Below are 21133 nucleotides of genomic sequence, written 5' to 3'. Positions count from 1 at the left end.
CTATAACGAGTAATAGAAGCTTAGCCAAGCCCGTAAATCATTTTCAAAGTCGTCGCCTTCTACCCGGGCGACGCCAAAATCAAGGTTTACATCGTTTAAACCAGCGGGCCCCATACCAAAGCTAAAGTCTCCTCGCCATTTTAGCCCGTAACTTTGTGCATAGACTCGGTTATCAACTTGATGCTGTTGGTAATAAAGCCAAGGTAATGAATCTTTGTAACTAATGCCCCCGCCATAACCTTTATAGCGGTTACCTGATTGACTAATAAACGGCAACTCAGGGGCAACAACAAAGCCGCTTTGCGTGTCATTATTAATTAAGTTTGACTCATAACCGCCAAGTGCAAGAATACTGTCATCGCGATATTGCTGTGCAAAATTAACATACACAGGAATATCAAAAGCATAACCGCTCAATACGGTGGCAAAGTTATAGCCCTGCCAATTATTCGAGTTAGCATCACCGGATAACCACTGAGCACTCACAGACTGAGCAAAACCGTATCGCTGTCTATCATGTTGCCATTTTTGTTCAAGTCCAAGGGTTAACCATTGATCATCCCCCTTACTAAAATCACTGTAGTTATAGCTCAAACTCGGTGTAATTCTAAGCTGCTGAAACTGCAACGGGTAGCTCATGGCTAAATGCGCCCCAGTGTTACTTACCTTCACCGGTATTTGTGAATGGTACTGTTTTGCCGATTCAAGGTCGTAATCAAATAACAGCGCTTTAAATTTTAAATCAAACGCTGAGTACTTAGCGGCCGCAAACACCCCTTCCAATGCTTTGTCATGTAAATCAACACTGTAGCCTGCTTGTAAATCGAGCTGCTTTAAAAAGTCGTTACTTTTTACTCCAAGGGTAAGCAGCGAAGATGAGGCCGAGTAATACTGAGATGCCAGCGAAAAGGTGGGTTTTTGCTGCCAAATATCATAATCGGCTGGCTCAGTTGGGCTTTGCGGGTAGATTTTCGCCTCAGGTAATACTTCGCTCGTTACCTGACCTCGTGGTGGCTCTGCACTTTTAGCAAATTCAACAACCTCTAATCCTTGTGGTTGCTCAGCAAAATGCTTGATATTCGGCCCTTCAGCAGTGATCGATAAATACAAAAGTTCACCATTATTCATTGCCATTGGGTGTGCAATAGCTTCTTGGCCTTGCGTTAATTGGCGTAGTGAATTGCTTTGTAGATCATAATGATATAAATCGAGAGCTTTATTTTTACCAGCGACAAAATAAAGCCCTTTGCCATCGGCTTGCCAATTAGGTTGTGACACATACTGGTAGCCCTTTGGCATTGGCACAGTAAGTGATTTTTGAGAGCTTACATCTTGTATATACAACTGCCAATTAGCATTTAATGTCGCTTTTAAATAAGCTAGTTGAGTTTTATTAGGGCTAAGTAATGGATAGTCATAAACCGTTTCTAGGCTTTTCTCAAATAAAGGCGTAGCGACACCCGTATTGAGGTCAAGGCGCACTAGCTCAGAGAAACCATGCTTCGTTTGCTCAGCATAAACAGTGTGCCCGTTATCACTGATACTAAAGCGGCGCAGCCCTGCATGTTGGGTTAATGCGGTTACTTTGCCTGTATCAATATCATAGCGGTATAGATCAGAAATACCTTGAATCGAGCCTTTACCTACGGTTGTTGTGGCGGTGAAAAACAATGTACTTTCATCTAACCACTGCGGGTTTTTTATACCCTGCCTATTAATTTGGTGAAGCACATGTTTTTGCTTACGTTTAAAAACACTGGGGGCTTTATCTGCAATATCAGCAGGGTCATCATCAAGTAACGCTTGTTGCTGCTTTGCAAAATCATCGGCAGCCTGTTGATTGTCATCAGTGCTATAGATAACTAAACGGGTTTCGTTATCTTTGTTGCGCTCAACAATGGCAAGCTTACTGTTATCTAAACTTAAAACAGGGTTCGAGGCGTATAGATCAAGCTCCAACCAAAGCTTACTTGCAAGTGTTTGCTCACTTACCTCTTTAGCCATTGCTTTATAAGTATATTCTGCAATAAAACGGCGGTAGAGGTGTTCAGGTGAGTCGCCAAATACGCCGCTAAAGGCCTCATTAAAATCACGCGCTTTAACCGCTTGCATGCGGGTCCAAACTGCATCAAGAGTTTGCGCTGAATAGTTCTCTTCAAGCCAAGCAAGAAAACGAGAACCCATTAAATACGCCATTGAGCCAGCTAAATAGCCCCCTTCGGTACTATTTAATTGGCTATATCGTGGCAATGCACCTTGCTGGGCAAATTCAACCAATATTGCCTCTGAAAGGTTATCGTATAAACGACCCCGCCCTGTCATTTTCGACTCAAGTAGCGTTGCATACCCTTCTGCAGCCCAGCGCGGCATTTCACCTTCAGCTAAGTCGTAAATATCCCAACTATTACGAATAGCTTGGCGCACGTCACTTCGAGTAGGCTGAGCAAGGTGCACCAAATGAATATATTCGTGCAAAATCAATAACTGCTGCCAGCCATCGGTGTTAGAAATCACCGTGTCGGATTGTGGGGGCGTAGTAAACAAAGCCATTAAAGGCTTGTTAGTCACCGGCAAAGCAAAGCCATTGGAGGCGTTAAATGGGTCAAAAACCAGAACATCGACCACTTCATCAAGAGCACGGTTTTGCTGTTTTAGTACCTTATCGCGAACAATTTCAAGCTCTGTTGCCGCTGAACGGGCCCATTGCTGGTTCTCAGTACTAAAATGCACATTAAAGTGCTCGGTATGAATAGTTTGCCAAGTCTCTTGGCTTGAAGCGTGGCTAGCAGCAAGTAGTGCCACAGTTAACAGAGCTTTTTTCATCACAATCCTTGATTAGCAAGTTGCTTAATTTAAGGGTTAGTATGCGATGCTTTTTTAAAAGGCTGAAGTTAAAAAGTGTAAGAAATTACTCCAGTCTAATCGGCCGTACTAAACCGAGTAATTGATAAATAATAAAAACAGTCACGGCAAACATCAGGCTACTTCTTAATGCACCGAGCCCCGCGATGACCAAAGCTGCGGTTACGAGTAAAGCAATTGCTGTAACGGCAACACTCACACATAAGCCCTTACACTCCTGCTGAGAACGTGCATAACAAAGTAAGGCAACAACACCTGAAATAGCTAAAATAGGTAGTAAATAAATCATTGCGCACCCGTGGTTATTGACGTTGCGCTAGTATACCTCAATATTAAAACGAATCAATGATATTGAGAATCATTTTTATTTAAAACCAATTCCGCTCAACGCCTTCTATTTCATATAGGGCGAAATCAGCAAACTGCTCAGCCAGCTCTGCTTTTAAGTAAGGCATTGATACAGAACCAGAAGCCAGTTGTATATACAAGCTTTTAAGCTGTGATCGGCGCATTAAATAAGTGCTTATTGTGGTGACGCTTTGCGCTTTATAGATTTCAAAAACACGATACTGCACACCTAGCATGCCGGTTTTAAATACGGCAAAAAAACGGCCGTCATGTTGATACATAGCCAAACCCGTTTTTTGATAATTCAAAAACACACCGATCATCAAAACTAAGCCTACGACACTGCTCCACAGCATCGTAGCAGCATCAAATAAGGCGTTGAAAATTAAAGCAGAAAACACACTTGGCAGGATCACATATAAAAACGTATTTTTATAAAGTAAAGCTCGCTCAGGCTTAATAAAGTTAAGCTCTGTTAAATCAACAAACCATGGAAATAACCAGCCACACACGGCTTGCACTTGCTCTTTAGTGATTACTGGCATCACTAACGTTTGTTTATTTTTATGTGCCGCAACCCCAGCTGCCATACCACCACTACTCACTTGTGGGCAAATTAAGGTATAGCGATTAAGGAGCCTAGCAATAATATTTTGTTTGATTTGCACACTTTGAATTTTCGACACGCTAATCGAGAGTTGCTGGCGCTCAAATAAACCTGCCACACGCTTAAACTTATCGTCTTGAAAATACAGCTGAAAGTTAAAAAAGCGCACTAAGGCCATGACAACAGAAAGTAAAATGGCACATAAAACAATGGCAACAACCATAATTAACACAGCGATTGCAGCTGCGCTGCCAACAAAAGCAGCTTGCTCATTCAGTATGGCCTCTAGGCGGTTTATGATGGTTTTTTCGAGGTACTCAAAAATCACATTCATAAATGGAGCAAGTGCGGCCAATGCTAAAATTGCCATGTTCGACATCAAACCAAATTTAGCAATTTCAGCATTGCTGATCGTTAAGGTTTTCGGTTTATCTGTTGCTTCGCTCTGCTCAACAGGTAGCTGCTCTTGCTGTTGTAACTGAGCTTTAAATTCCATAACTTGTTCACGAACTTGCTCGGCATAGCTAAGCTTAACTCCCGGGATCACAGCTTCTTGAGCACTACTACCGGCGGCATCGAAAATACAATTAACTAAATTAACTGGCTGAAAATAAAAAGGCTCGGCAATGTTTACGTTCTGTACTCGAGCAAATTTTAGGGTTAGCCGCTCTTTTTTAAATACCCCTTTATTGAGCAGTATTTCGTGACCATCTGTTATGCGGTATTTAAAATTACGATAATAAGCAAAGGCATACACCACTAAAACTAAAGAGGCTACGGCAACAGCTATTTGCCCCCAAAACAGCTTTTGCTCAACTTGCGTAACAAATAACACCAAAATAGGCAGTAAATTAAGCAGCCCATCTTTTATGAATCGCAGTGCAAAGTGAACAATAAAATACAGTAGCGCCCATGGCGACACGCGTTGCCATTGTTGATCACTCATCGGCAAGCTCATTTTCTTGAGTTGCTGCATTATCACCATAACTTTGCACGAACTGGCGAACATCATTGCATTGTTCGTCAGTTAACCCACTGATATGTAAATCAGCACTCATGCCACCCGCACTGTAAAGCCTGAGTGTTGCGAGTCCTAACTTTCGCTCAATTGGGCCGCGATGAATTTCGGTGTGTTGCACGCGAGAAATAGGCAATAAAGTGATTTGTTGCCAAATTAAACCTCGCTTAAAGGCAATATCATGCTCTCTTACTGCCACCCCTTTAGCGCGAACGCTGTAAAGGTTGTAAACCATCGACAGTATTACCAACAATGGCAAAACCAAAAGCCAAGGTGCAGCAATAGCTTCGCTAACGGCAGGATTAAAGTGCCGTACCGCAATGATCACGGCCATCAGAGGCACATAAAACAACAACCAATTTAGTTGTACATGCCATATCGCATTATCAGCAAGTGGTTGGAATTGAATCGTTTGATGCTTTGGAAGGGTTTCTATTTGTTGATTACTAAACACGGTAATTCCTTGTAAAGGCCAGCGGTGCTGGCCTTACGTGCTAACACTGAGTTTTTATATGTTATAAATTATACCCAGCGTAGTTTTGTTGCAAGTGTGTGGCTTGCTCCTGGTGCAAGTTCAACACTATCATCAAGGACATTAGCCGCTTCTAAGCACAGCATTACGTGGTATTCGTCATCAGCAAAATTAGAAAGGCGTTTTGATTTATCTATCCATGGGTTCCAAAGTACACACGATGTTGAATTTTCGCGACCTACTTCAATAATGCCATCAGGTGTAATGATACGCTGAGTGTCTCTTGCTTCGGTGTAAACCATGTCTGTTTCACGTGCGAACGACACCAATTCATTTTGCTCAAATGGACCTTCAGCAAATTCAATGTATTTCGCGCCTTGCAGACCATCTACTTTTGTTTCTTCAATTGCTGGTGTTGGGAAGTACGTGTGCAGTGCTTGAGTAAACTGTACTGTTTGGTTATCTAAGTTCGTGGTTGTTAAACGCATCTCTAAGCTAGAGGTTAAAATAAACTCAGCCAATAACTTAGTTTTATAAGGCCAATACTTTTCATCAACTTGCGTCATCGGCAATGACAAGCTGATATAAATAGAATCGTCTTGTTCTTTCACTTCTTCTGCGCGCCATAAACTTGTGCGAGCAACACCATGAGCTGGCCAGCCTTCATGTTGGCTTACTCCGAACCATGGCCAACAAATCGGAATACCGCCTCGCACACCTTTGCCTTCTTGGTAATCTTCTAATTCTGAGACCCATAATAGTGGCTTTTTATCGGTTGGCGTGAACTCAGTGATCTGCGCACCTTGCAGAAAAATAGTTGCGCTACAAAACTCACTAGCAACTTTAATAAATTCAAGCCCGGTTTCACTTTGCTCAATCGTAACTGATGGCGATAACTTCATAATTCGTCCCATTTAATGAAAGGTAAATCCACCTTACCCAATGCAGTGGCTTTTAGTAAATAATATTTAGTTATTTGTATAAATTGTTTTACTACAAAGTGATGGTGTCACCTCGTAGTTGCATTTTAAGTGTTAACAACAATTACTTCATCTAAATTTTAACTTTTGCTTTTTAATTTCTGCTCTAATTATTTTAAAAGCACAAAAACAACCTTTATGGCCATAAATTATAAGCAATATAGTCATTATTTATTTGAACTCAATTTATTAGATGTGTAAAATTTTTTGATTGCGGTTGCTCCACGCCGCCTTATTTAAGAGACAGAAACATGCAAAAGTATGACGAGCTACTAGTGTCGCTGCGTAAAGTGATCAGAGCCATCGACCTTCATTCAAAACAGCTCAATAAAACCTCTGGCTTAACAGGCCCACAATTACTGATTATGAACGAGGTTGCACAAACCGATGGCATAACCGCTAGTCGCATTGCACAAAATGTAAATCTAAGCCCAGCGACGGTTACCAATATCTTAGACCGTATAGAAAACCGTAACCTGATCACTCGTGTACGTAGCCAATTAGATAAACGCCGAGTTAGTTTGCATCTCACAGAAGCGGGTAAACAGCTACTAAATCAAGCACCTCAGCCTCTGCAAGAACATTTCATTGAAAAGTTCTCAGCACTCGATGAGTGGGAGCAAAGCTTACTACTTTCATCAATGCAACGTATTGCCGCAATGATGGATGCAGATCAGCTTGATGCTTCACCTCTGCTTGAAGTTGGCGCAATCACCAAGACATTAGAACCACAGTAAAAATTAAAACTGATTGATTAATATTAATTTTCTGTGTCTAGTCTTGGGTTCAGCATGATTATCAACTATGCTTGGTAGTACCCATTCCAACACTAGCGAAAATTCATGCTTAAACTATCAAAGTTAGCCCTCGCAATAGCCTTGGGCACAACTTCAAGTCTTAGTCAGGCATCTGAAATTGATGACCTTCAAAAGCAGCTGCAATTGCTGAAACAGCAAATGCAACAACTGCAAAACAAACTTGATGCTGCCGAAGAAAAATCGCAGCAACAAGCCGAAAAACAAGCGCAAATTGATGCACAAGTAGCAAAACAGCAAAAGCAACTTGAGCAACAAACAGCAGCTGTTGAAGCTCCTAAAAAAGAATCTGGCATTAAGGTCGGGGGTGCAGTACGTACCAACTTCAGCCATACATCTTATAACGATGGTAATAAAAACCGCGGTGGTGACTTCGATTTTGACATCTTCAGGCTAAATTTTGCAGGCGATGTCGGTGATGTACAGCTTAACGCTGAGATCCGTTTTTTCGATTACATGACTGCTGTTAAGTATGCCTATGCTGCCTACGACTTTGCTGAAGACTGGCAAGTGCAGGCAGGTATTACCAAAGTGCCTTTTGGTAACTGGCCTTATAATTCACACAACTACTTCTTTGGCACCACTTACTATATTGGTCTTGAAGATGACCACGATCTGGGTGTGCTATTCAAGCGCAAAATTGCTGACAACTGGCAAATTGATCTTGGCTTTTTCAAAAATGATGAGCTAGGTGGTGTTGATGGTTACGTAAGCGACAGAAGCGACCGCTACTCATATGATGTTGTTGGTTTCCGCTCTGCTGATGAAGGTGTTTATGCCGAACCAACCAATGCGATTGGTGAGTACAACACCTTCTCTGGTCGTTATGGTTATCACTTTGAGCATGACGGCGGCACCACTGAGCTAGGTGTTTCTGCGTTATCGGGTGGCTTGCATGACGGTGAAGATAAAGCCGGCGATTACTACGCCTGGGCTGTGCACTTAAACAGTACTATCGGTCCATGGAATTTCCAGCTCCAGCATGGTGAGTATAACTACGATATCGACAACGTCGACCGTATGGCCGTGGGTGCTTATGCGTTTTACGATAGTATTGCCGCAGAAGCGACCATGACTAATGCTAATATCGCTTACAGCCTGCCTGTAGAGTGGGGTCCGGTAACAAACCTGCAGTTTTATAATGACTACGGCATCATTTATGACAAGTCAGATAACAGCGAAGATACATGGATGAATGTAACCGGTGTATCTGTTGCCGCAGGTGGCTTATTCACTTACTTTGATTTTGTACAAGCGAAAAACCAACCATTTGTTGGTGGTTCAATTGCTGGCGACAGCGACGAGACTGAAACCCGCTTCAATATCAATATAGGTTATTACTTTTAGTAACCCTAGTGCTCCATACACCTATTTAGCCCAGCCTTGCGCTGGGCTATTTGTCACACCTCAAACCAGTTGCAAATACAAACGAAAACTATTGCCATTTAGTTGGCTGGCAGCTAGTATCCTTTTCCTTTTTAAATTACCTAAAAAGGTGACTTTTGGAACGCTATTACGCTGAAGTTTTAAATTACATTTCACGCTCCGTTGGCTGTAAAGAAAAGGCGCAAAACATTGTACAAGAAGCCTACTTAAGGATACTGAATCATAAGAAAAACAATCCAAATCATGATTCAACCCAGCAGCGTGCTCTATTTTTTACTACAGCAAAAAACATTGTTATCGATCAGTATCGTAAAAAGCGAAAAGTAACCGAAGAGGTTGAACTAGATCTTATTGCTCCCGCTGGCTTTGAGCCAGAATCAAAATTCGCGGCACAGCAACAACTCAAGCAACTTTACCAATGCATTGAACAGCTGCCGCAAAAAACAAAACAAGCCTTTGTACTTTATAAGTTTAAAAATCTTAGCCAACATCAAATTGCATCGCAAATGAACATTTCTGTTAGTATGGTTGAAAAGCACCTAGCAACAGCCATGATGTTATGCCGTGAAACACTGAATAGAAAATAGGAAAGTATACAATGGACCGTCAGCAAACATTATTGCAAGAGCAAGCGAATAAGTGGCTAGAACAGCAAAAGTGTGGCTTTACTACAGAGCAAGAAGAGCAATTTCAGTACTGGCTTTCACTAAACCCTGATCACAAGACTATCTTCGAAGAAAGTAAACAAATAGACGGTTTGTTAGCACAGTTTTCAGAACAAGAAATCGAGAATCTATCTACATCAAAAGTCTTTCGTTTTTCACAAGCAAATGTATGGATGGCAACAGCAGCATGCTTAGCGATATTCATGATAAGCCTGATCAGTTTCACATTATTGCCCCATACTGAAAGCAGCGATTACAGTGCTCAATATAGCTCAGCAGTTGGTGAGCAGCTTGAAGTAAACCTACCAGAAGGCTCTAAGCTATATTTAGATGCACAAACAAACCTAAACATTAATTTTAATGAGCACATTCGCTCTAATACCTTAGTAAAAGGGCGAGCCTTATTTGATGTCACGACAAACCTCAAGCGACCATTTATCGTCAATACAGACACCACTAAAATAACCGTTTTAGGTACTAGGTTTACAGTCGATAAAAAACCATTAAACACACGCATTCGCGTCTCGCATGGTAGAGTCAAGGTTCAAAGTAATCAGCATACCGTTGAACTAATACAAGGTCAGCAAGCTTATGTTAATGAGCAAGGTATCTCTGTTGAAAATATCAACCCAACTCTTATTGATGCATGGCAACATGGGCGACTAATTTTTGACAACACACCTCTCAATGAAGTTTTTGTAGAGTTCAACCGATACCATGACAGAGAATTTAAATTTGCCAGCAATGAATTGAGCCAACTACCTTTGTCTGGAACATTTAATGCCTCAGAATTGGATAATTTTTTAAAATTATTACCCCATGTAGTTCCTGTTGAAGTAAAAACAGAAAAAGATCAGATAATTATAAACAAACTATAATTTATAAAGTTTTTATTGAGGAATTCTCATTCTCATTCGTTTTCATTTTAGTTAGTTAATTACTTGGATGTAAATGAATGAAAACCCCTTACTCTTTAACCACTAAATTATCACCTTTGGCATTTGCACTTGGGTTAGCCCTAAGCGCTCCCCTTGCCGCTCAAGATAGAGCGGTATTTACTTTTAACATTGCTGAGCAATCATTAAGTAACTCACTTAACCAACTAGCACAGCAAGCGAACATGAACCTTATTGCTGATGCAAAAATATTAGAAGGTATTGTCGCTCCTTCAATACATGGCCAAAAATCAGTATATGATGCTTTAGAAGTCGCTCTTAAGAATACAGCTATTCGTGCAGAAGTAATCGATAACAGTATTGTTATAAAGTCGACTAATTCAATAAACTCAACCTCTTCTACTACCGGTAAAGACAGCGCTGTCTCTAATGATTTAACAGAAAAACAAAAAGATATAGAAGTTATCGTAGTAAAAGGTACGCAATTAAAAATAACTCGAGCAGAGATGGACCGCACAAGCGGCCTCTCAAACTCTGATATTTTTTCAACTTTTTCAGGAATTGAGGCGAATAATATTCGTAACGAAGCAGGTGCATTAGACGTGGGCATCCGAGGCGTACAGGGTGAAGGCCGAGTTCCCATTTTTATTGATGGTAGCTTACAGTCTACTCACACTAACCGCGGTTATATGGGCACCTCTGATCGCACTTACATTGACTCAGACCTGATCAGTACAGTGAATGTCGAAAAAGGCCCTGCAGCAAAAGCCTCACCATTTAGCGCAGGCGCTATCGGTGGCACAATCAGTATGAGCACTTTAAACCCTGCTGATATTTTAAAGGAAGGTCAAAATTTAGGCGCATTAGTAAAACTAAAAACATACAACAACAACTCTATGCCAAAAGTAAGTGATGACCCTGTAGAGCAAGAGTATTACCAAGTAGCGCCAAGCCATAACACTACAGACTTTGAAAACGGGTCAATGGTTTTAGCTACTGCTTATAAAAATGATGACTTCAGCGCAGTATTTGCTTTTAGTGACAAAAAGGTCGGCAACTACTTTGCTGGTAGTAATGGTTATGAAGATTTTGTTGAAGTTGTTGAGGGTTGGCTAAGTACTTTTGAAATTCACCCTCCGGTATCACCTGGCGCAGAAGTCGTTAATACGAGCTTTGAAAGTGAATCCTACTTAGCTAAATTTAGCTATGAGTTTACCGATGAACACACTCTCGAAGTCAATACCCGCCATCATCAACAAGCCGCTGGGGAAATGCTCGCTTCATATTGGCATAAATATGAAGAAGGTGATTACCGCCGCCTACCTGACGGCACATGGGAAGAAATTCCTGCAGGTGAAGAGGCAATGCCACAATGGCAACTTGGTACAGCACATGTAAATAGTATCAGTGCTATTTACCACTACTTACCAACGAACAACTCACTTATCGATTTGAAAGTGAACCTTTGGAACACGCATGCAAAATTAGATCAATACAATGCATTGGCAAGCAACCTAGGTTCAAACGCATTACAATATACCCACCAGTATGCAAATACTCGTTCAGGCTTTAGTGCTTATAATGTATCAAGCTTTAAAATTGCCAGCCAGATCCCTACAACCTTGACCACTGGCTATGCGTGGCAGTCTGAAGAATTAAAACCAAAAGAAGGTTATGAAGACACCTTCTATACAAAATACCCTACATCACGTGATGGTAAGCGAACCTCAAATAGCTTTTTTGCTAATGCGCAATTAGATTTTAATGACTTAGAACTACTACTAAACATGAACCTTCATGATGCCAAAATTGAAGACCGCCAAGCTGAATTAGAGCATGACTTTGATGCTAAACTAGATTTAACCTTGCAAGCTTCATATCTTCTGATTGGCAACACATTTGTATCTGCTAAGTATAGTAAGGCATATCGAATGCCGAGTTTATACGAGGGAACCGTTTCTAATGAGGTGTTTTCTTTCTCACCCGACTACCCAATTACTCCTGAGCGAACAAATTCATACGAATTGAATATTGAAAGCACATTTAGTGACATCATCGTAACCAATGATAACTTTACTTTCAATTTCAGCCTATTCCACACTGAAATAAAAGATATGCTTGCTACGGCGAACCTACCCAACAAGGATCCTGAAGCGTATTCTTGGCAACGCACCTATGCATTTACAAACTATGACTCATTCACACTTCCCGGTATCGAGTTAAAACTAGATTATAAAAGTCAGTACCTCTATGCATCTGCATCAATGATCAATTACCAAGACGTAGACATGTGTTCAAATGAATTGACAGATATTGGCGGTGCCGAACGCTGTAATAGTGAAGGCTTTTTAGGCAGTTTAACCCCGTTGCGAATTCCTCCAGAAAAGAGTTACATCGTCAATATCGGTGCAACCTTGTTTGATGATTCATTAGATACAGGTTTTATTTATAAAAAGCATACCGATAAGCGCCACCCTGGCGGCTTCTTATCATCAACAGGTGTTGATGCACTTGAGTATATCCCATCTGGTTATCAATTAGATTTTTACCTTGATTACACGTTCAACGAAAGCCTGAGCGGCTATGCATCTGTTACGAATCTAACTGACCAATATAAAGTTTCAACGGGTTCTATTGTAGCCATGCCCGAGCCAGGAAAGACCATTACTCTTGGCCTAGAAATCAAACTTTAAGTTCTTATTTTACCTTATACATTGCAGCGATCATTTTTCACTGCAATGTGCTTTATCTATGGAGTAAACATGTCTCTTACCATTACTGAACATTCGCGATCTCAAGCACTAAAAACAGCAACGACAGATGTGCACAATAATGTCGATAAAAGCATCATGGCCCAAAACCCATTTGCCGATACAAGCAGCTATCTATTATTTTTAAGTTTACAGTACAACTTCTTGAAAGATGTCAGTGCATTATACGAACACCCAGAACTTGCTAAGCATATAAATGATCTAATCGCACGTCGTCGCTTGTCTTTATTAGAACAGGACTTTCAAGACCTGAAGTACGCATTACCAGAAACCCCTTTAGAACCTTCTATCACCCATGAGACAGATTTTGCTACCGCTTTAGGTTGGCTCTATGTTGTTGAGGGCTCAAAAGTTGGAGCTGCGATGCTTGGTAAGCAAGTAGAGGCACAGCTAAACTTCGATGCTAACCATGGCGCTCGATATTTGAAAGGACCTGGAGCAGGTCGAGGAAGTGCATGGCGAGAACTCACACAACTAATAGACACGTTAGAGCTAACACAAGCCCAAGAAGCTGCTCTAATTGAAGGTGCTCGCCAAGCCTTTACACGCTTTCAACAATTTCAAAGCCAAGTGTATTCATGAAATTTAACCTTCGACTAATAAGGTACAAACAAACCACACTAAAACTAAGTGGGTTTACTTTAGTAGCTCTAGGAGTTGTAGGTATGGCTTTGCCTATTATGCCAACAACGATTTTTTTTATACTTGCCCTAGTGTGCTTTAGTCATGCTTCACCAACACATGCAAAGCAGTTACTTAACCACCCTCGCTTTGGATTAACATTGCGTTTATGGCAAGAAAACAAAGTAATACCTGTCAAAGCAAAGCTCATGGCAGTAACGTGTATATGTTTTAGTTTCTCATTATTAGCCTTAGCAGAACCCGCTCTATGGCTGGTTTTCATGATTGGTTTTATAAAGATTCTTATTGTGACATATATCCTTACACGACCATCAAGCATCGCTTAGTACATGCTATAAAGCATGTTGGAACTAAACTTCACAGTCAAACACCTCCATGCTTTTTTACTTTTTAACAATGTAGCTTTGGAATATTGATAAAACGTTACAAACACAAAACAAAGAATATTCAGGTCCGATCTGTACCTTTAGTAAAAACATTTTCTGGATATACAAATGAAAATCATTATTATATAACATCATTCTAAGCCCGATTTATTGTCAAAAGCTGTATAGCAGCTTTGTCTGATTATCACTTAGAAATTATGGGTATAACCCTATGACAACATCAACTATCCCGTGCATTTACTCTATAGACGTTGCTGAGGAACATATTCATGCCAATACTCGAGCTACTTTCTCGAGCTGAAAAGCTAAAACAAGCGATAAGCACCATAACCGATGATATTGATCATCATTTATTAGCGCTAGCGCCTAGTGCTGATTTAGATAACTATAAAAAGTTTTTAACCTTACAGTATGCCTACCAGTTAGAATTAAAAGGCCTCTACGAGCATGCTGGTTTACATCAATATATAGATAACTTACATGATCGTACGCGATTATCTTTAATCGAGCAGGACTTAGATGATTTAAAGCACCCATTACCAAATCATCAACAGCAACCCTGCCGCTTTCAAAATGCCGACTTTGCCTATGTACTTGGTTGGCTGTATGTAATTGAAGGAGCGCAATTTTCTGCAGCTACATTAGGCAAACAGGTAGAAGCTGAGCTAAAGTTAAATAATCAACGTGGTGCACGCTACCTAGCTAAAGCCAGTGAATACTCTAAAGGCTGTCAACTAAGTCATCTTATTGATAACCTTGAGCTCTGTGAACAGCAACAAGCCACCTTGATAGAGGGTGCCGAGCAAGCACTACAACGATTTAAGTTTTATCAGGCCCAACTTTATTGATGAATGTGAGAGCGGCGTTTACCGCCTATAAAAATGGCTGCTATCAATTACTCGGATTATTGATGGTGGGTTTAGGTATCATAGGTATTGCATTACCTGTGATGCCGACGACTATCTTTTTTATTCTAGCATTGGCGTGCTTTACCCGCTCATCACCCAAGCTTTCTGCCTGGCTGCTAAACCACCCTAGATACGGCCAACCGTTAAGGTTTTGGCAAGAGCATAAGGTTGTCCCTACCCGTGCTAAGTTATTAGCAGGTTTTGGTATGGCTATCGGATATGCTTTTTTACTACAAAGTGCCGCGCCAATTTGGGTGATGTATTTAGTAGCAGTGATTGAATTGAGCGTATTAGCCTATTTAATTAACCGCCCATCTGAACCAAATAAACCAACCCTAATTCAAGTTAATATAACCACACAGATGCGCTTGATGTTGCTTGCTTGTTTTCTCAGTTCGCAACTAGCAGTTATGGCTTACCTCGCTATTCATTTCTAGCACAAAGAAATGTAAAGAACGTAAACCCGCTTGTTATCAGTAATACAAATCATTATCATATTTGTATCTTTAACGAATAAACCGCATTATGTTCTCATTTAACAAACGCAGCTTTTATAGCGTTAGCCGCGCCTTACACATATACCTTTCAACGGCCTTATTCTTTTTGCTTATTTTATTTTGTGTCAGTGGCATCATTCTTAACCACGTTAGTTGGCTCGAAAATGATAAACATAATGGTCAGAACCAACTACTTGTTTCTGCAGAGCTATTCGAAAAAGCACAAGCAAACCTCGACACATTACCAAGCCTTTACCCTGAAATAGAGCAATACATGCAACAGCAGTTTTCACTCAGCAATGTAAAGAGTATTGAGTGGGAAAAAGAAGATGCCTTGGTAATGCTCGACTACCCGCTTCCGGCTGGCTTTGCCTATGCCGAAATCGATTTTCAAACCGGTGAACTTAATATTGATTATCAAACTGGTGGCTTTATGAGTCTGATTGGTGACTTACACAAGGGCCGCCATACAGGCGAAGCATGGAGCTGGGTCATTGATATCTCAGCTGTTTTGATGATTCTGTTTGCTATTACCGGATTATTTATTCTCTTTCAAAACCGTAAAAAACGTGCCGCAGGCCTTTGGTTAACGCTGCTTGGTGTTGCCACGCCTTTGGTTATTTATCTAGTTTGGGTGCCTCAACTTAAAGGAGTATCTTAATGAAAAAAGCCCACTTACTCGTTGCTCTACTAATTGGCTGTTTGTTCAGCCCACTGAGCTTTGCAAAAGATCCCAACCTAACCGTTGAATTTACCTTACCTGAGCTAGATGTTTCTCCATATCATCGCCCTTACGTGGCGTTATGGCTAGAAACACCTGAACGTAAACACGTTACCACTATTGCACTTTGGGTCGAAAAAGCTGAATGGTTTAAAGACTTACGTCAGTGGTGGCGAAAAGCAGGTCGTAGCAACGACAGCTTTGATGGTGTAACAGGTGCAACAAAACGCCCTGGCACTTACACCATTGAGTGGCAAGGTAAAGATTTAAAAGGTAATCCAGTTAAACCTGGTAGCTACCTACTAAATGTTGAAGTTGTACGTGAAGAAGGTGGCCGAGATTACACCCGCGTTGAAATCGACTTAACGAAAGACGGCAAAGTCACAATTAAAGGCGAAAAAGAGTTCGCGACTAGCTTTGTTACCATTACCAGTAATTAAGGACAAACAATGAAATTAAAATTATTAAAAACGGCGCTGATCGGCGCCGTGACCTTCACAGCAATTGCATCTGGCTATGCACAAGCACATGCCCGTTGGTTAATGCCATCTCACACTTCTTTATCTGGTGAGAAAACTCACTATGTGATGATCGATGCCAGTATTTCTAATGAGTTGTTTAGCCCAGATAAAGCATACCGCCCAAAACAAAAAGGCGCAGAGTATGACGACAACTTATTAATTGCCCTTGCTCCAAATGGTAAGCCGGTTGAAGAAACGATTCGTGCATACTATTTAAAACGCAAAAACTCAGCGGCAGTGAGCTTAACGCAAGATGGTACTTACCATATTGCTATGCAGCAAAAGCCAATGCTAATGACTTTCTATAAAGATAAAGACGGCAATCGCGGCCGTGTTTTCGCAGGTAAAAAAGAAGCAGACCTACCAGCAGGCGCAACCGACGTGCGCACTGTAAAATCAATCGCAACTGTTGATACTTTTGTAAGCCGTAATGGTACTTCTAAGCCAACATTGCTTGGTCAAGGCTTAGAAATTTCAGGACCTACTCACCCGAACGATCTATTTGCTGGTGAAGAAGCTAAATTCCAGTTATTAATGGATGGCAAACCAGCCGCTGACGTTGAGCTTGCTATTGTTCGTGGTAGTGCGCGCTACCGCAATGAGCGTGACGAAGTGAAAGTAACAACCGATAAGAAAGGTTTCTTTACTGTGACATTCGCTCACGCCGATATGTATTTGATTGAAGCATCTGTAAATCAAAAGCCAACAGAGGCTGATATCGATAACGTACGTTATTCATTGTTCACAACGCTTGAAGTAGCGCCTGAATAATATGCTGATTAGGCCTTAGCAAAGGCCTAATTCGACTTTCGAGGAAGGCTGTAGTCAACCGTGTGATCGCAGCTACCGTCTTTCTCGCAATCATTTACCCCATCACCATCGACATCCCAGCTTGGGTGCATGCCTTTTAATATACTTTTTACGACGCTAATATCTGCTGTAAATTCACTTTGCTCATCACGGCGCGCAGCATTGCGCATGAGAAACACCCGAATCACATAATCGCCATTATCAGGAATTTTAATCTCGGCATGATCACCTTTTGCCGGGCCAACAAACAAAGCAGTTGGGTTGCCTTTTGGTAAAATATTAAAGTAGTTGCTTGAATTTGATGGAGCAAAATCAACCTTTAAAGTAGTGCCTTTATTAAGGTTAATTTGATATTCCAGCATCTCATAACCTTTAATTGTGTCTTTAACTTGCCAGCTTTGCTGCACCGCAATATCTGAAGCTAGCAACTCATAATGACGACTATTTGGTAAATTTTGTTCGGCAAACACCAAGCTACTTGTAGCCACCGAAAAACAAAACCCTATTAATAACAACAACTTCATATTCAACCTCCTTTTATGTTCTTTTTTAAAGAATGATAAATGCTAATTTTACTATTTTTAATTCTTTTAAAGTGAACTTATAGTTACTCCATCGCAGACACACTGCTTAACTAAACAGGATACCTACTATGAAACTTTTTACTTTAATCTCAGCTCAACCACACTTACAAAATATTAGCACTTTATTGGCACGAATTGGTTTATCGGCCATCTTTTTACTAACCGGCTTTAGCAAAATAGAATTCTTTGATGCAACAGCACAGTACATGGCATCAGTAGGTTTACCAGAGTTCTTACTGCCGTTTGTAATTGCCTTTGAAATTGTTGGCGGATTATTTATTTTACTGGGCTTTTTAACACAACTAACCGCTGTCGCTTTTGCTGGTTTCAGCCTAGTTAGTGCTTTGTTATTCCACTTTCAGCTTGATGATCAAATGCAATTTTTAATGTTCTACAAAAACATTGCAATGGCAGGCGGCTTTTTAGCGTTAGCCAGTGTTGGTGCAGGCAAAATCAGCCTAGATCAACTAGTGTTAAAACGTAGTCAGGCATAATATTTATCCCAGCCAATAACCTAGGTTATTGGCTGAATTTGTTTTTAAGAGGGCGCGAATATGGCAACGTTATTAACAGCAACCAGCCATGATATTGGTGGGCTCGATGTAAAACGCATCTTGCCTCATTTTGACAAAAAAATGGTTGGCCCATTTATCTTTTTTGACCACATGGGGCCAAATCACTTTCCTCGCGGTGAAGGCATAAATGTGAGGCCTCACCCTCATATTGGCCTATCAACGCTCACTTATTTATTTACTGGCAGTATTTACCATCGCGATTCGCTAGGTAATAGCCTGCAAATAGAACCCGGCGATGTTAACTGGATGACCGCAGGTCGCGGTATAGTTCACTCAGAAAGAGAAAGCCTTGAAGTGCGGGCGAGCGAGCACGACATTAATGGTCTGCAATGCTGGGTTGCATTACCTGAGAGTATGACCGAAATAGCACCACGTTTTGAACATATCAAAAAACAGCAATTGCCTGAGAAAATCGAAAAAGGCGTGCTGATGCGACTCATTGTCGGTGATGCCTATGGCTTAAGCTCCCCTGTGAAAAGCTACTCACCGATGTTTTATGTAGATACGGTAGCAGAGCAAGGTAGCCATATAACTAAGCCGTATCCTCACCATGAAACCGCTGTGTATGTTATTTACGGTGAAATTAGTGTGGGTGATACTCGCTATACCCAAGGCGACTTTGTACTACTTGATGACAGTGAACGCGAAATAACGACTCTGATGCACAGCCGCTTTATTTTACTCGGTGGCAGTAAATTCAATAAAGTCCCGTATTTACACTGGAATTTTGTTGCTTACAGCAAAGAGCGCATCGAGCAAGCAAAACAAGATTGGCAAGCACAGCGTTTTGCTAAAATTCCCGGTGATGAGCTTGAGTATATTGAGTTGCCCTCACCTAAAAAGTAAACTTTTTCAGCATTTACAGGTACTATTAGGTAGTTAAGTAAGCAAAGGAACATCATGCTAAGAATTACGCTAGAACAGTGGCGCATGTTTCGTGCTGTTGTTGAATTTGGAGGCTTTAACCAAGCCTCACAAGGTATTCATAAAAGCCAGTCGAGTATTCATAATGCAGTTGGCAAAATTGAATCTGCACTCGATGTAAAGTTATTCAGCATTCAAGGCCGTAAAACCGTGCTCACTGAAGCCGGCGAAATGATGCTGCGCCGTGCTAATTACTTACTTGATGAAGCTGCTAAAGTTGAGGCCATTGGGCAAACCTTGGGTGAAGGTATCGAAAGTAAGTTACGCATTGCTGTTGATGCTATTTTCCCACAACAACTGCTTTATAAAGTACTTAACGACACGTCATCGCAATACCCGCAACTGCGTATTGAGCTGCATGAATCTGTGCTAATGGGGGGCAATGAGCTGCTCGAAAACGATCAGGTTGATATTGCCATTACCGGCTTTCCAATTGCAGCAAACTTTCACGAAGAGTTATGTGATATCGAGTTTATTGCTGTAGCACACCCAGATCACCCCTTGCATGAGATAGAGCGTGAAATCACCCTCGAAGATTTAAAATCACACCGCCAAATTGTAGTTCGCGATTCAGCGAATAAGCACAAACAAGATGGTGGCTGGTTAGGTGCCGATCAACGCTGGACTGTTACTCATTTACGCACTTCAATTGATATGATCAGTAATGGACTGGGCTTTGCGTGGTTACCAAAAGTCGCGATAGAAAAACAACTTGCGGCAGGGCAAATGAAAGCACTTAATTTAACCCATAACAGCAGTCGCAGCGCTAAGTTACATTTACTCTTTAAAGACGGTGACAAACTGGGTCCTGCAGCACGCTCGTTTATTGGCGAGTTGCGTTATCAAGTAATGGAAAACCTATAGCTTCAAGGGCGTTTCAGCAATACCTTTAACGCCCGGCTCGAGAATAAACACGCCACCACTGTGAGGGTAATCAGCGAGCACTGAGTCTTCTAGCCCTACTGCCGCAGTTGTCACCGCCAGGTGCGTGAGCTCTTCACCTACAAATGCGACACTCGTAACACGCGGTGCGGGTAAGCGAATAAACTGTACTTGCTCACCGTTTGGAGCAAAACGATACACGCCATAACCATTCCATGCAGCAACCCACAGATGATCTTCGCTATCAACTGTCATGCCATCAGGAAAACCCATATTGTCAGTAAAGCGAATAAACTCTTGTTTATCAGCAAGCTCGCCATGCTCATTCAGAGTAAAGCGGTAGATTGTTTGTTTATCTGAGTCTGTAGAATATAGAAACTGGCCATTTTTACTTACCGCAGGGCCATTGCTAATGGTGTAGTCATGATCAACTGCTGTCGGAGCCTGACCATGACCAAAACGGTATAACTTGCCACTCGTAGTTTGCTCTTGAGAGTCCATTGAGCCAAAAAAGCCAAAGCCTTGGCGAGACGTTTTACCATCGTTTAAGCGGTTTTGTGAGGGTTCGTGGTCGATTGGGTAAAGAAGTTCGCGGCTAAAGTCTTCACTATTTAGCTTATAAACGCCTTTCGCAAAGCCTGCAACTAACTCTGCTTGCTCGGTTTCCATCACCCAGCAAATCGGTTCTGGCATAGTAAACTGGCTAACTCGCATCGATTGACACTGCAAACGAAACAAACGCTGCCCTAAAATATCGACCCAAAATAAACAGTTATGTGCCTTAGCAAAATAGGCACCTTCGCCCAATTGGCATTGGCTAGAAATGATTACTTTAATGGTGTCATCGAGCATAGGCTTCATTA

General features: G+C 41.3%; 21 protein-coding genes and 1 pseudogene. 15 read left to right on the top strand and 7 right to left on the bottom strand.

The annotated features are described in order from the left end of the window. From AUR67_RS16260 to AUR67_RS16240, 5 genes are all read right to left on the bottom strand, one after another. Entirely contained in the window at positions 1-2823 is a 2823-nt protein-coding gene (locus tag AUR67_RS16260) for a TolB family protein (RefSeq protein WP_058586055.1), read from the bottom strand. An 85-nt stretch (positions 2824-2908) separates the two neighbouring features. Next, positions 2909-3151 carry a hypothetical protein gene (locus tag AUR67_RS16255; RefSeq protein ID WP_058586054.1) on the bottom strand — a complete coding sequence of 81 codons (243 nt, stop codon included), beginning with the start codon at positions 3149-3151 and terminating at the stop codon, positions 2909-2911. Between the two features lie 79 nt (positions 3152-3230). Further along, complete coding sequence (locus AUR67_RS16250) at positions 3231-4763, bottom strand: PH domain-containing protein (RefSeq protein WP_082665656.1); 1533 nt, start codon at positions 4761-4763, stop codon at positions 3231-3233. Continuing rightward, a complete protein-coding gene (locus AUR67_RS16245; protein WP_058586052.1) occupies positions 4756-5289 on the bottom strand; it encodes a PH domain-containing protein in 534 nt (177 codons plus the stop codon). The genes AUR67_RS16250 and AUR67_RS16245 overlap by 8 nt, the downstream gene beginning before the upstream one ends. Before the next feature lie 68 nt (positions 5290-5357). Continuing rightward, entirely contained in the window at positions 5358-6209 is an 852-nt protein-coding gene (locus AUR67_RS16240) for a D-hexose-6-phosphate mutarotase (RefSeq protein ID WP_058586051.1), read from the bottom strand. Positions 6210-6538: 329 nt separating this feature from the next. Between AUR67_RS16240 and AUR67_RS16235 the strand changes: the two genes are divergently transcribed. The 12 genes and pseudogenes from AUR67_RS16235 (at position 6539) to AUR67_RS16180 (ending at position 17266) form a co-directional block, all read left to right on the top strand. After that, positions 6539-7024 carry a MarR family winged helix-turn-helix transcriptional regulator gene (locus AUR67_RS16235; protein ID WP_058586050.1) on the top strand — a complete coding sequence of 162 codons (486 nt, stop codon included), beginning with the start codon at positions 6539-6541 and terminating at the stop codon, positions 7022-7024. Positions 7025-7129: 105 nt separating this feature from the next. Beyond that, complete coding sequence (locus AUR67_RS16230) at positions 7130-8449, top strand: porin (protein WP_058586049.1); 1320 nt, start codon at positions 7130-7132, stop codon at positions 8447-8449. 155 nt (positions 8450-8604) lie between these two features. After that, entirely contained in the window at positions 8605-9075 is a 471-nt protein-coding gene (locus AUR67_RS16225; protein ID WP_058586048.1) for an RNA polymerase sigma factor, read from the top strand. Between the two features lie 11 nt (positions 9076-9086). Next, a complete protein-coding gene (locus AUR67_RS16220; protein ID WP_058586047.1) occupies positions 9087-10031 on the top strand; it encodes a FecR family protein in 945 nt (314 codons plus the stop codon). A gap of 77 nt (positions 10032-10108) precedes the next feature. Continuing rightward, positions 10109-12742, top strand: a complete 2634-nt coding sequence (locus AUR67_RS16215) for a TonB-dependent receptor domain-containing protein (RefSeq protein ID WP_058586046.1) — start codon at positions 10109-10111, stop codon at positions 12740-12742. Between the two features lie 69 nt (positions 12743-12811). Beyond that, entirely contained in the window at positions 12812-13402 is a 591-nt protein-coding gene (locus AUR67_RS16210) for a biliverdin-producing heme oxygenase (protein ID WP_058586045.1), read from the top strand. After that, positions 13399-13788, top strand: coding sequence for a YbaN family protein (locus AUR67_RS16205; RefSeq protein WP_058586044.1), 390 nt, complete (start codon positions 13399-13401; stop codon positions 13786-13788). Before AUR67_RS16210 ends, AUR67_RS16205 begins: the two co-directional genes overlap by 4 nt. A gap of 329 nt (positions 13789-14117) precedes the next feature. Then, positions 14118-14696 carry a biliverdin-producing heme oxygenase gene (locus AUR67_RS16200; RefSeq protein WP_058586043.1) on the top strand — a complete coding sequence of 193 codons (579 nt, stop codon included), beginning with the start codon at positions 14118-14120 and terminating at the stop codon, positions 14694-14696. Beyond that, positions 14696-15085, top strand: a pseudogene (locus tag AUR67_RS16195) (YbaN family protein); the annotation flags it as partial. The gene AUR67_RS16200 and the pseudogene AUR67_RS16195, both read left to right, overlap by 1 nt. A 196-nt stretch (positions 15086-15281) precedes the next feature. Then, positions 15282-15914: a PepSY-associated TM helix domain-containing protein gene (locus AUR67_RS16190; protein ID WP_058586042.1), complete on the top strand. Its 633-nt coding sequence runs from the start codon at positions 15282-15284 to the stop codon at positions 15912-15914. Beyond that, the gene (locus tag AUR67_RS16185) at positions 15914-16414 is read left to right on the top strand and encodes a DUF2271 domain-containing protein (RefSeq protein WP_055198551.1); all 501 of its coding nucleotides are present in this window, start codon (positions 15914-15916) and stop codon (positions 16412-16414) included. Before AUR67_RS16190 ends, AUR67_RS16185 begins: the two co-directional genes overlap by 1 nt. A 9-nt stretch (positions 16415-16423) precedes the next feature. Then, positions 16424-17266, top strand: coding sequence for a DUF4198 domain-containing protein (locus AUR67_RS16180; protein ID WP_054562971.1), 843 nt, complete (start codon positions 16424-16426; stop codon positions 17264-17266). Between the two features lie 26 nt (positions 17267-17292). Here AUR67_RS16180 and AUR67_RS16175 read toward each other — a convergent pair whose 3' ends face one another. Continuing rightward, entirely contained in the window at positions 17293-17829 is a 537-nt protein-coding gene (locus tag AUR67_RS16175) for a hypothetical protein (RefSeq protein ID WP_058586041.1), read from the bottom strand. Between the two features lie 128 nt (positions 17830-17957). On the opposite strand from AUR67_RS16175, the gene AUR67_RS16170 reads away from it, so the two are divergent. From AUR67_RS16170 to AUR67_RS16160, 3 genes are read left to right on the top strand one after another with little or no spacing between them, the layout of a single operon-like run. Beyond that, the gene (locus AUR67_RS16170; protein ID WP_054562973.1) at positions 17958-18383 is read left to right on the top strand and encodes a DoxX family protein; all 426 of its coding nucleotides are present in this window, start codon (positions 17958-17960) and stop codon (positions 18381-18383) included. A gap of 60 nt (positions 18384-18443) precedes the next feature. After that, positions 18444-19310: a pirin family protein gene (locus AUR67_RS16165; protein ID WP_058586040.1), complete on the top strand. Its 867-nt coding sequence runs from the start codon at positions 18444-18446 to the stop codon at positions 19308-19310. Between the two features lie 54 nt (positions 19311-19364). Further along, positions 19365-20252, top strand: coding sequence for a LysR family transcriptional regulator (locus tag AUR67_RS16160; RefSeq protein ID WP_054562975.1), 888 nt, complete (start codon positions 19365-19367; stop codon positions 20250-20252). Here AUR67_RS16160 and AUR67_RS16155 read toward each other — a convergent pair. Further along, positions 20247-21131: an SMP-30/gluconolactonase/LRE family protein gene (locus AUR67_RS16155; protein WP_235591853.1), complete on the bottom strand. Its 885-nt coding sequence runs from the start codon at positions 21129-21131 to the stop codon at positions 20247-20249. The genes AUR67_RS16160 and AUR67_RS16155 overlap by 6 nt on opposite strands. Between the last annotated feature and the right edge of the window lie 2 nt (positions 21132-21133).

Origin of the sequence: Pseudoalteromonas sp. XI10 (assembly GCF_001469895.1) — a bacterium.
Taxonomy (GTDB): Bacteria; Pseudomonadota; Gammaproteobacteria; order Enterobacterales; family Alteromonadaceae; genus Pseudoalteromonas.
The sequence above is the reverse complement of the archived record's forward strand: the minus strand, read 5'-3'. Positions and strand labels throughout refer to the sequence as shown.

Excerpts from the sequence above, each read along its gene's own strand:
- AUR67_RS16215 (WP_058586046.1), top strand. The coding sequence starts at position 10,109 with ATGAAAACCCCTTACTCTTTAACCACTAAATTATCACCTTTGGCATTT.
- AUR67_RS16250 (WP_082665656.1), bottom strand. The coding sequence starts at position 4,763 with ATGAGTGATCAACAATGGCAACGCGTGTCGCCATGGGCGCTACTGTAT.
- AUR67_RS16235 (WP_058586050.1), top strand. The coding sequence starts at position 6,539 with ATGCAAAAGTATGACGAGCTACTAGTGTCGCTGCGTAAAGTGATCAGA.
- AUR67_RS16155 (WP_235591853.1), bottom strand. The coding sequence starts at position 21,131 with ATGAAGCCTATGCTCGATGACACCATTAAAGTAATCATTTCTAGCCAA.
- AUR67_RS16165 (WP_058586040.1), top strand. The coding sequence starts at position 18,444 with ATGGCAACGTTATTAACAGCAACCAGCCATGATATTGGTGGGCTCGAT.
- AUR67_RS16160 (WP_054562975.1), top strand. The coding sequence starts at position 19,365 with ATGCTAAGAATTACGCTAGAACAGTGGCGCATGTTTCGTGCTGTTGTT.
- AUR67_RS16190 (WP_058586042.1), top strand. The coding sequence starts at position 15,282 with ATGTTCTCATTTAACAAACGCAGCTTTTATAGCGTTAGCCGCGCCTTA.
- AUR67_RS16180 (WP_054562971.1), top strand. The coding sequence starts at position 16,424 with ATGAAATTAAAATTATTAAAAACGGCGCTGATCGGCGCCGTGACCTTC.
- AUR67_RS16205 (WP_058586044.1), top strand. The coding sequence starts at position 13,399 with ATGAAATTTAACCTTCGACTAATAAGGTACAAACAAACCACACTAAAA.
- AUR67_RS16200 (WP_058586043.1), top strand. The coding sequence starts at position 14,118 with ATGCCAATACTCGAGCTACTTTCTCGAGCTGAAAAGCTAAAACAAGCG.
- AUR67_RS16230 (WP_058586049.1), top strand. The coding sequence starts at position 7,130 with ATGCTTAAACTATCAAAGTTAGCCCTCGCAATAGCCTTGGGCACAACT.
- AUR67_RS16220 (WP_058586047.1), top strand. The coding sequence starts at position 9,087 with ATGGACCGTCAGCAAACATTATTGCAAGAGCAAGCGAATAAGTGGCTA.
- AUR67_RS16240 (WP_058586051.1), bottom strand. The coding sequence starts at position 6,209 with ATGAAGTTATCGCCATCAGTTACGATTGAGCAAAGTGAAACCGGGCTT.
- AUR67_RS16260 (WP_058586055.1), bottom strand. The coding sequence starts at position 2,823 with ATGAAAAAAGCTCTGTTAACTGTGGCACTACTTGCTGCTAGCCACGCT.
- AUR67_RS16175 (WP_058586041.1), bottom strand. The coding sequence starts at position 17,829 with ATGAAGTTGTTGTTATTAATAGGGTTTTGTTTTTCGGTGGCTACAAGT.
- AUR67_RS16185 (WP_055198551.1), top strand. The coding sequence starts at position 15,914 with ATGAAAAAAGCCCACTTACTCGTTGCTCTACTAATTGGCTGTTTGTTC.
- AUR67_RS16210 (WP_058586045.1), top strand. The coding sequence starts at position 12,812 with ATGTCTCTTACCATTACTGAACATTCGCGATCTCAAGCACTAAAAACA.
- AUR67_RS16170 (WP_054562973.1), top strand. The coding sequence starts at position 17,958 with ATGAAACTTTTTACTTTAATCTCAGCTCAACCACACTTACAAAATATT.
- AUR67_RS16255 (WP_058586054.1), bottom strand. The coding sequence starts at position 3,151 with ATGATTTATTTACTACCTATTTTAGCTATTTCAGGTGTTGTTGCCTTA.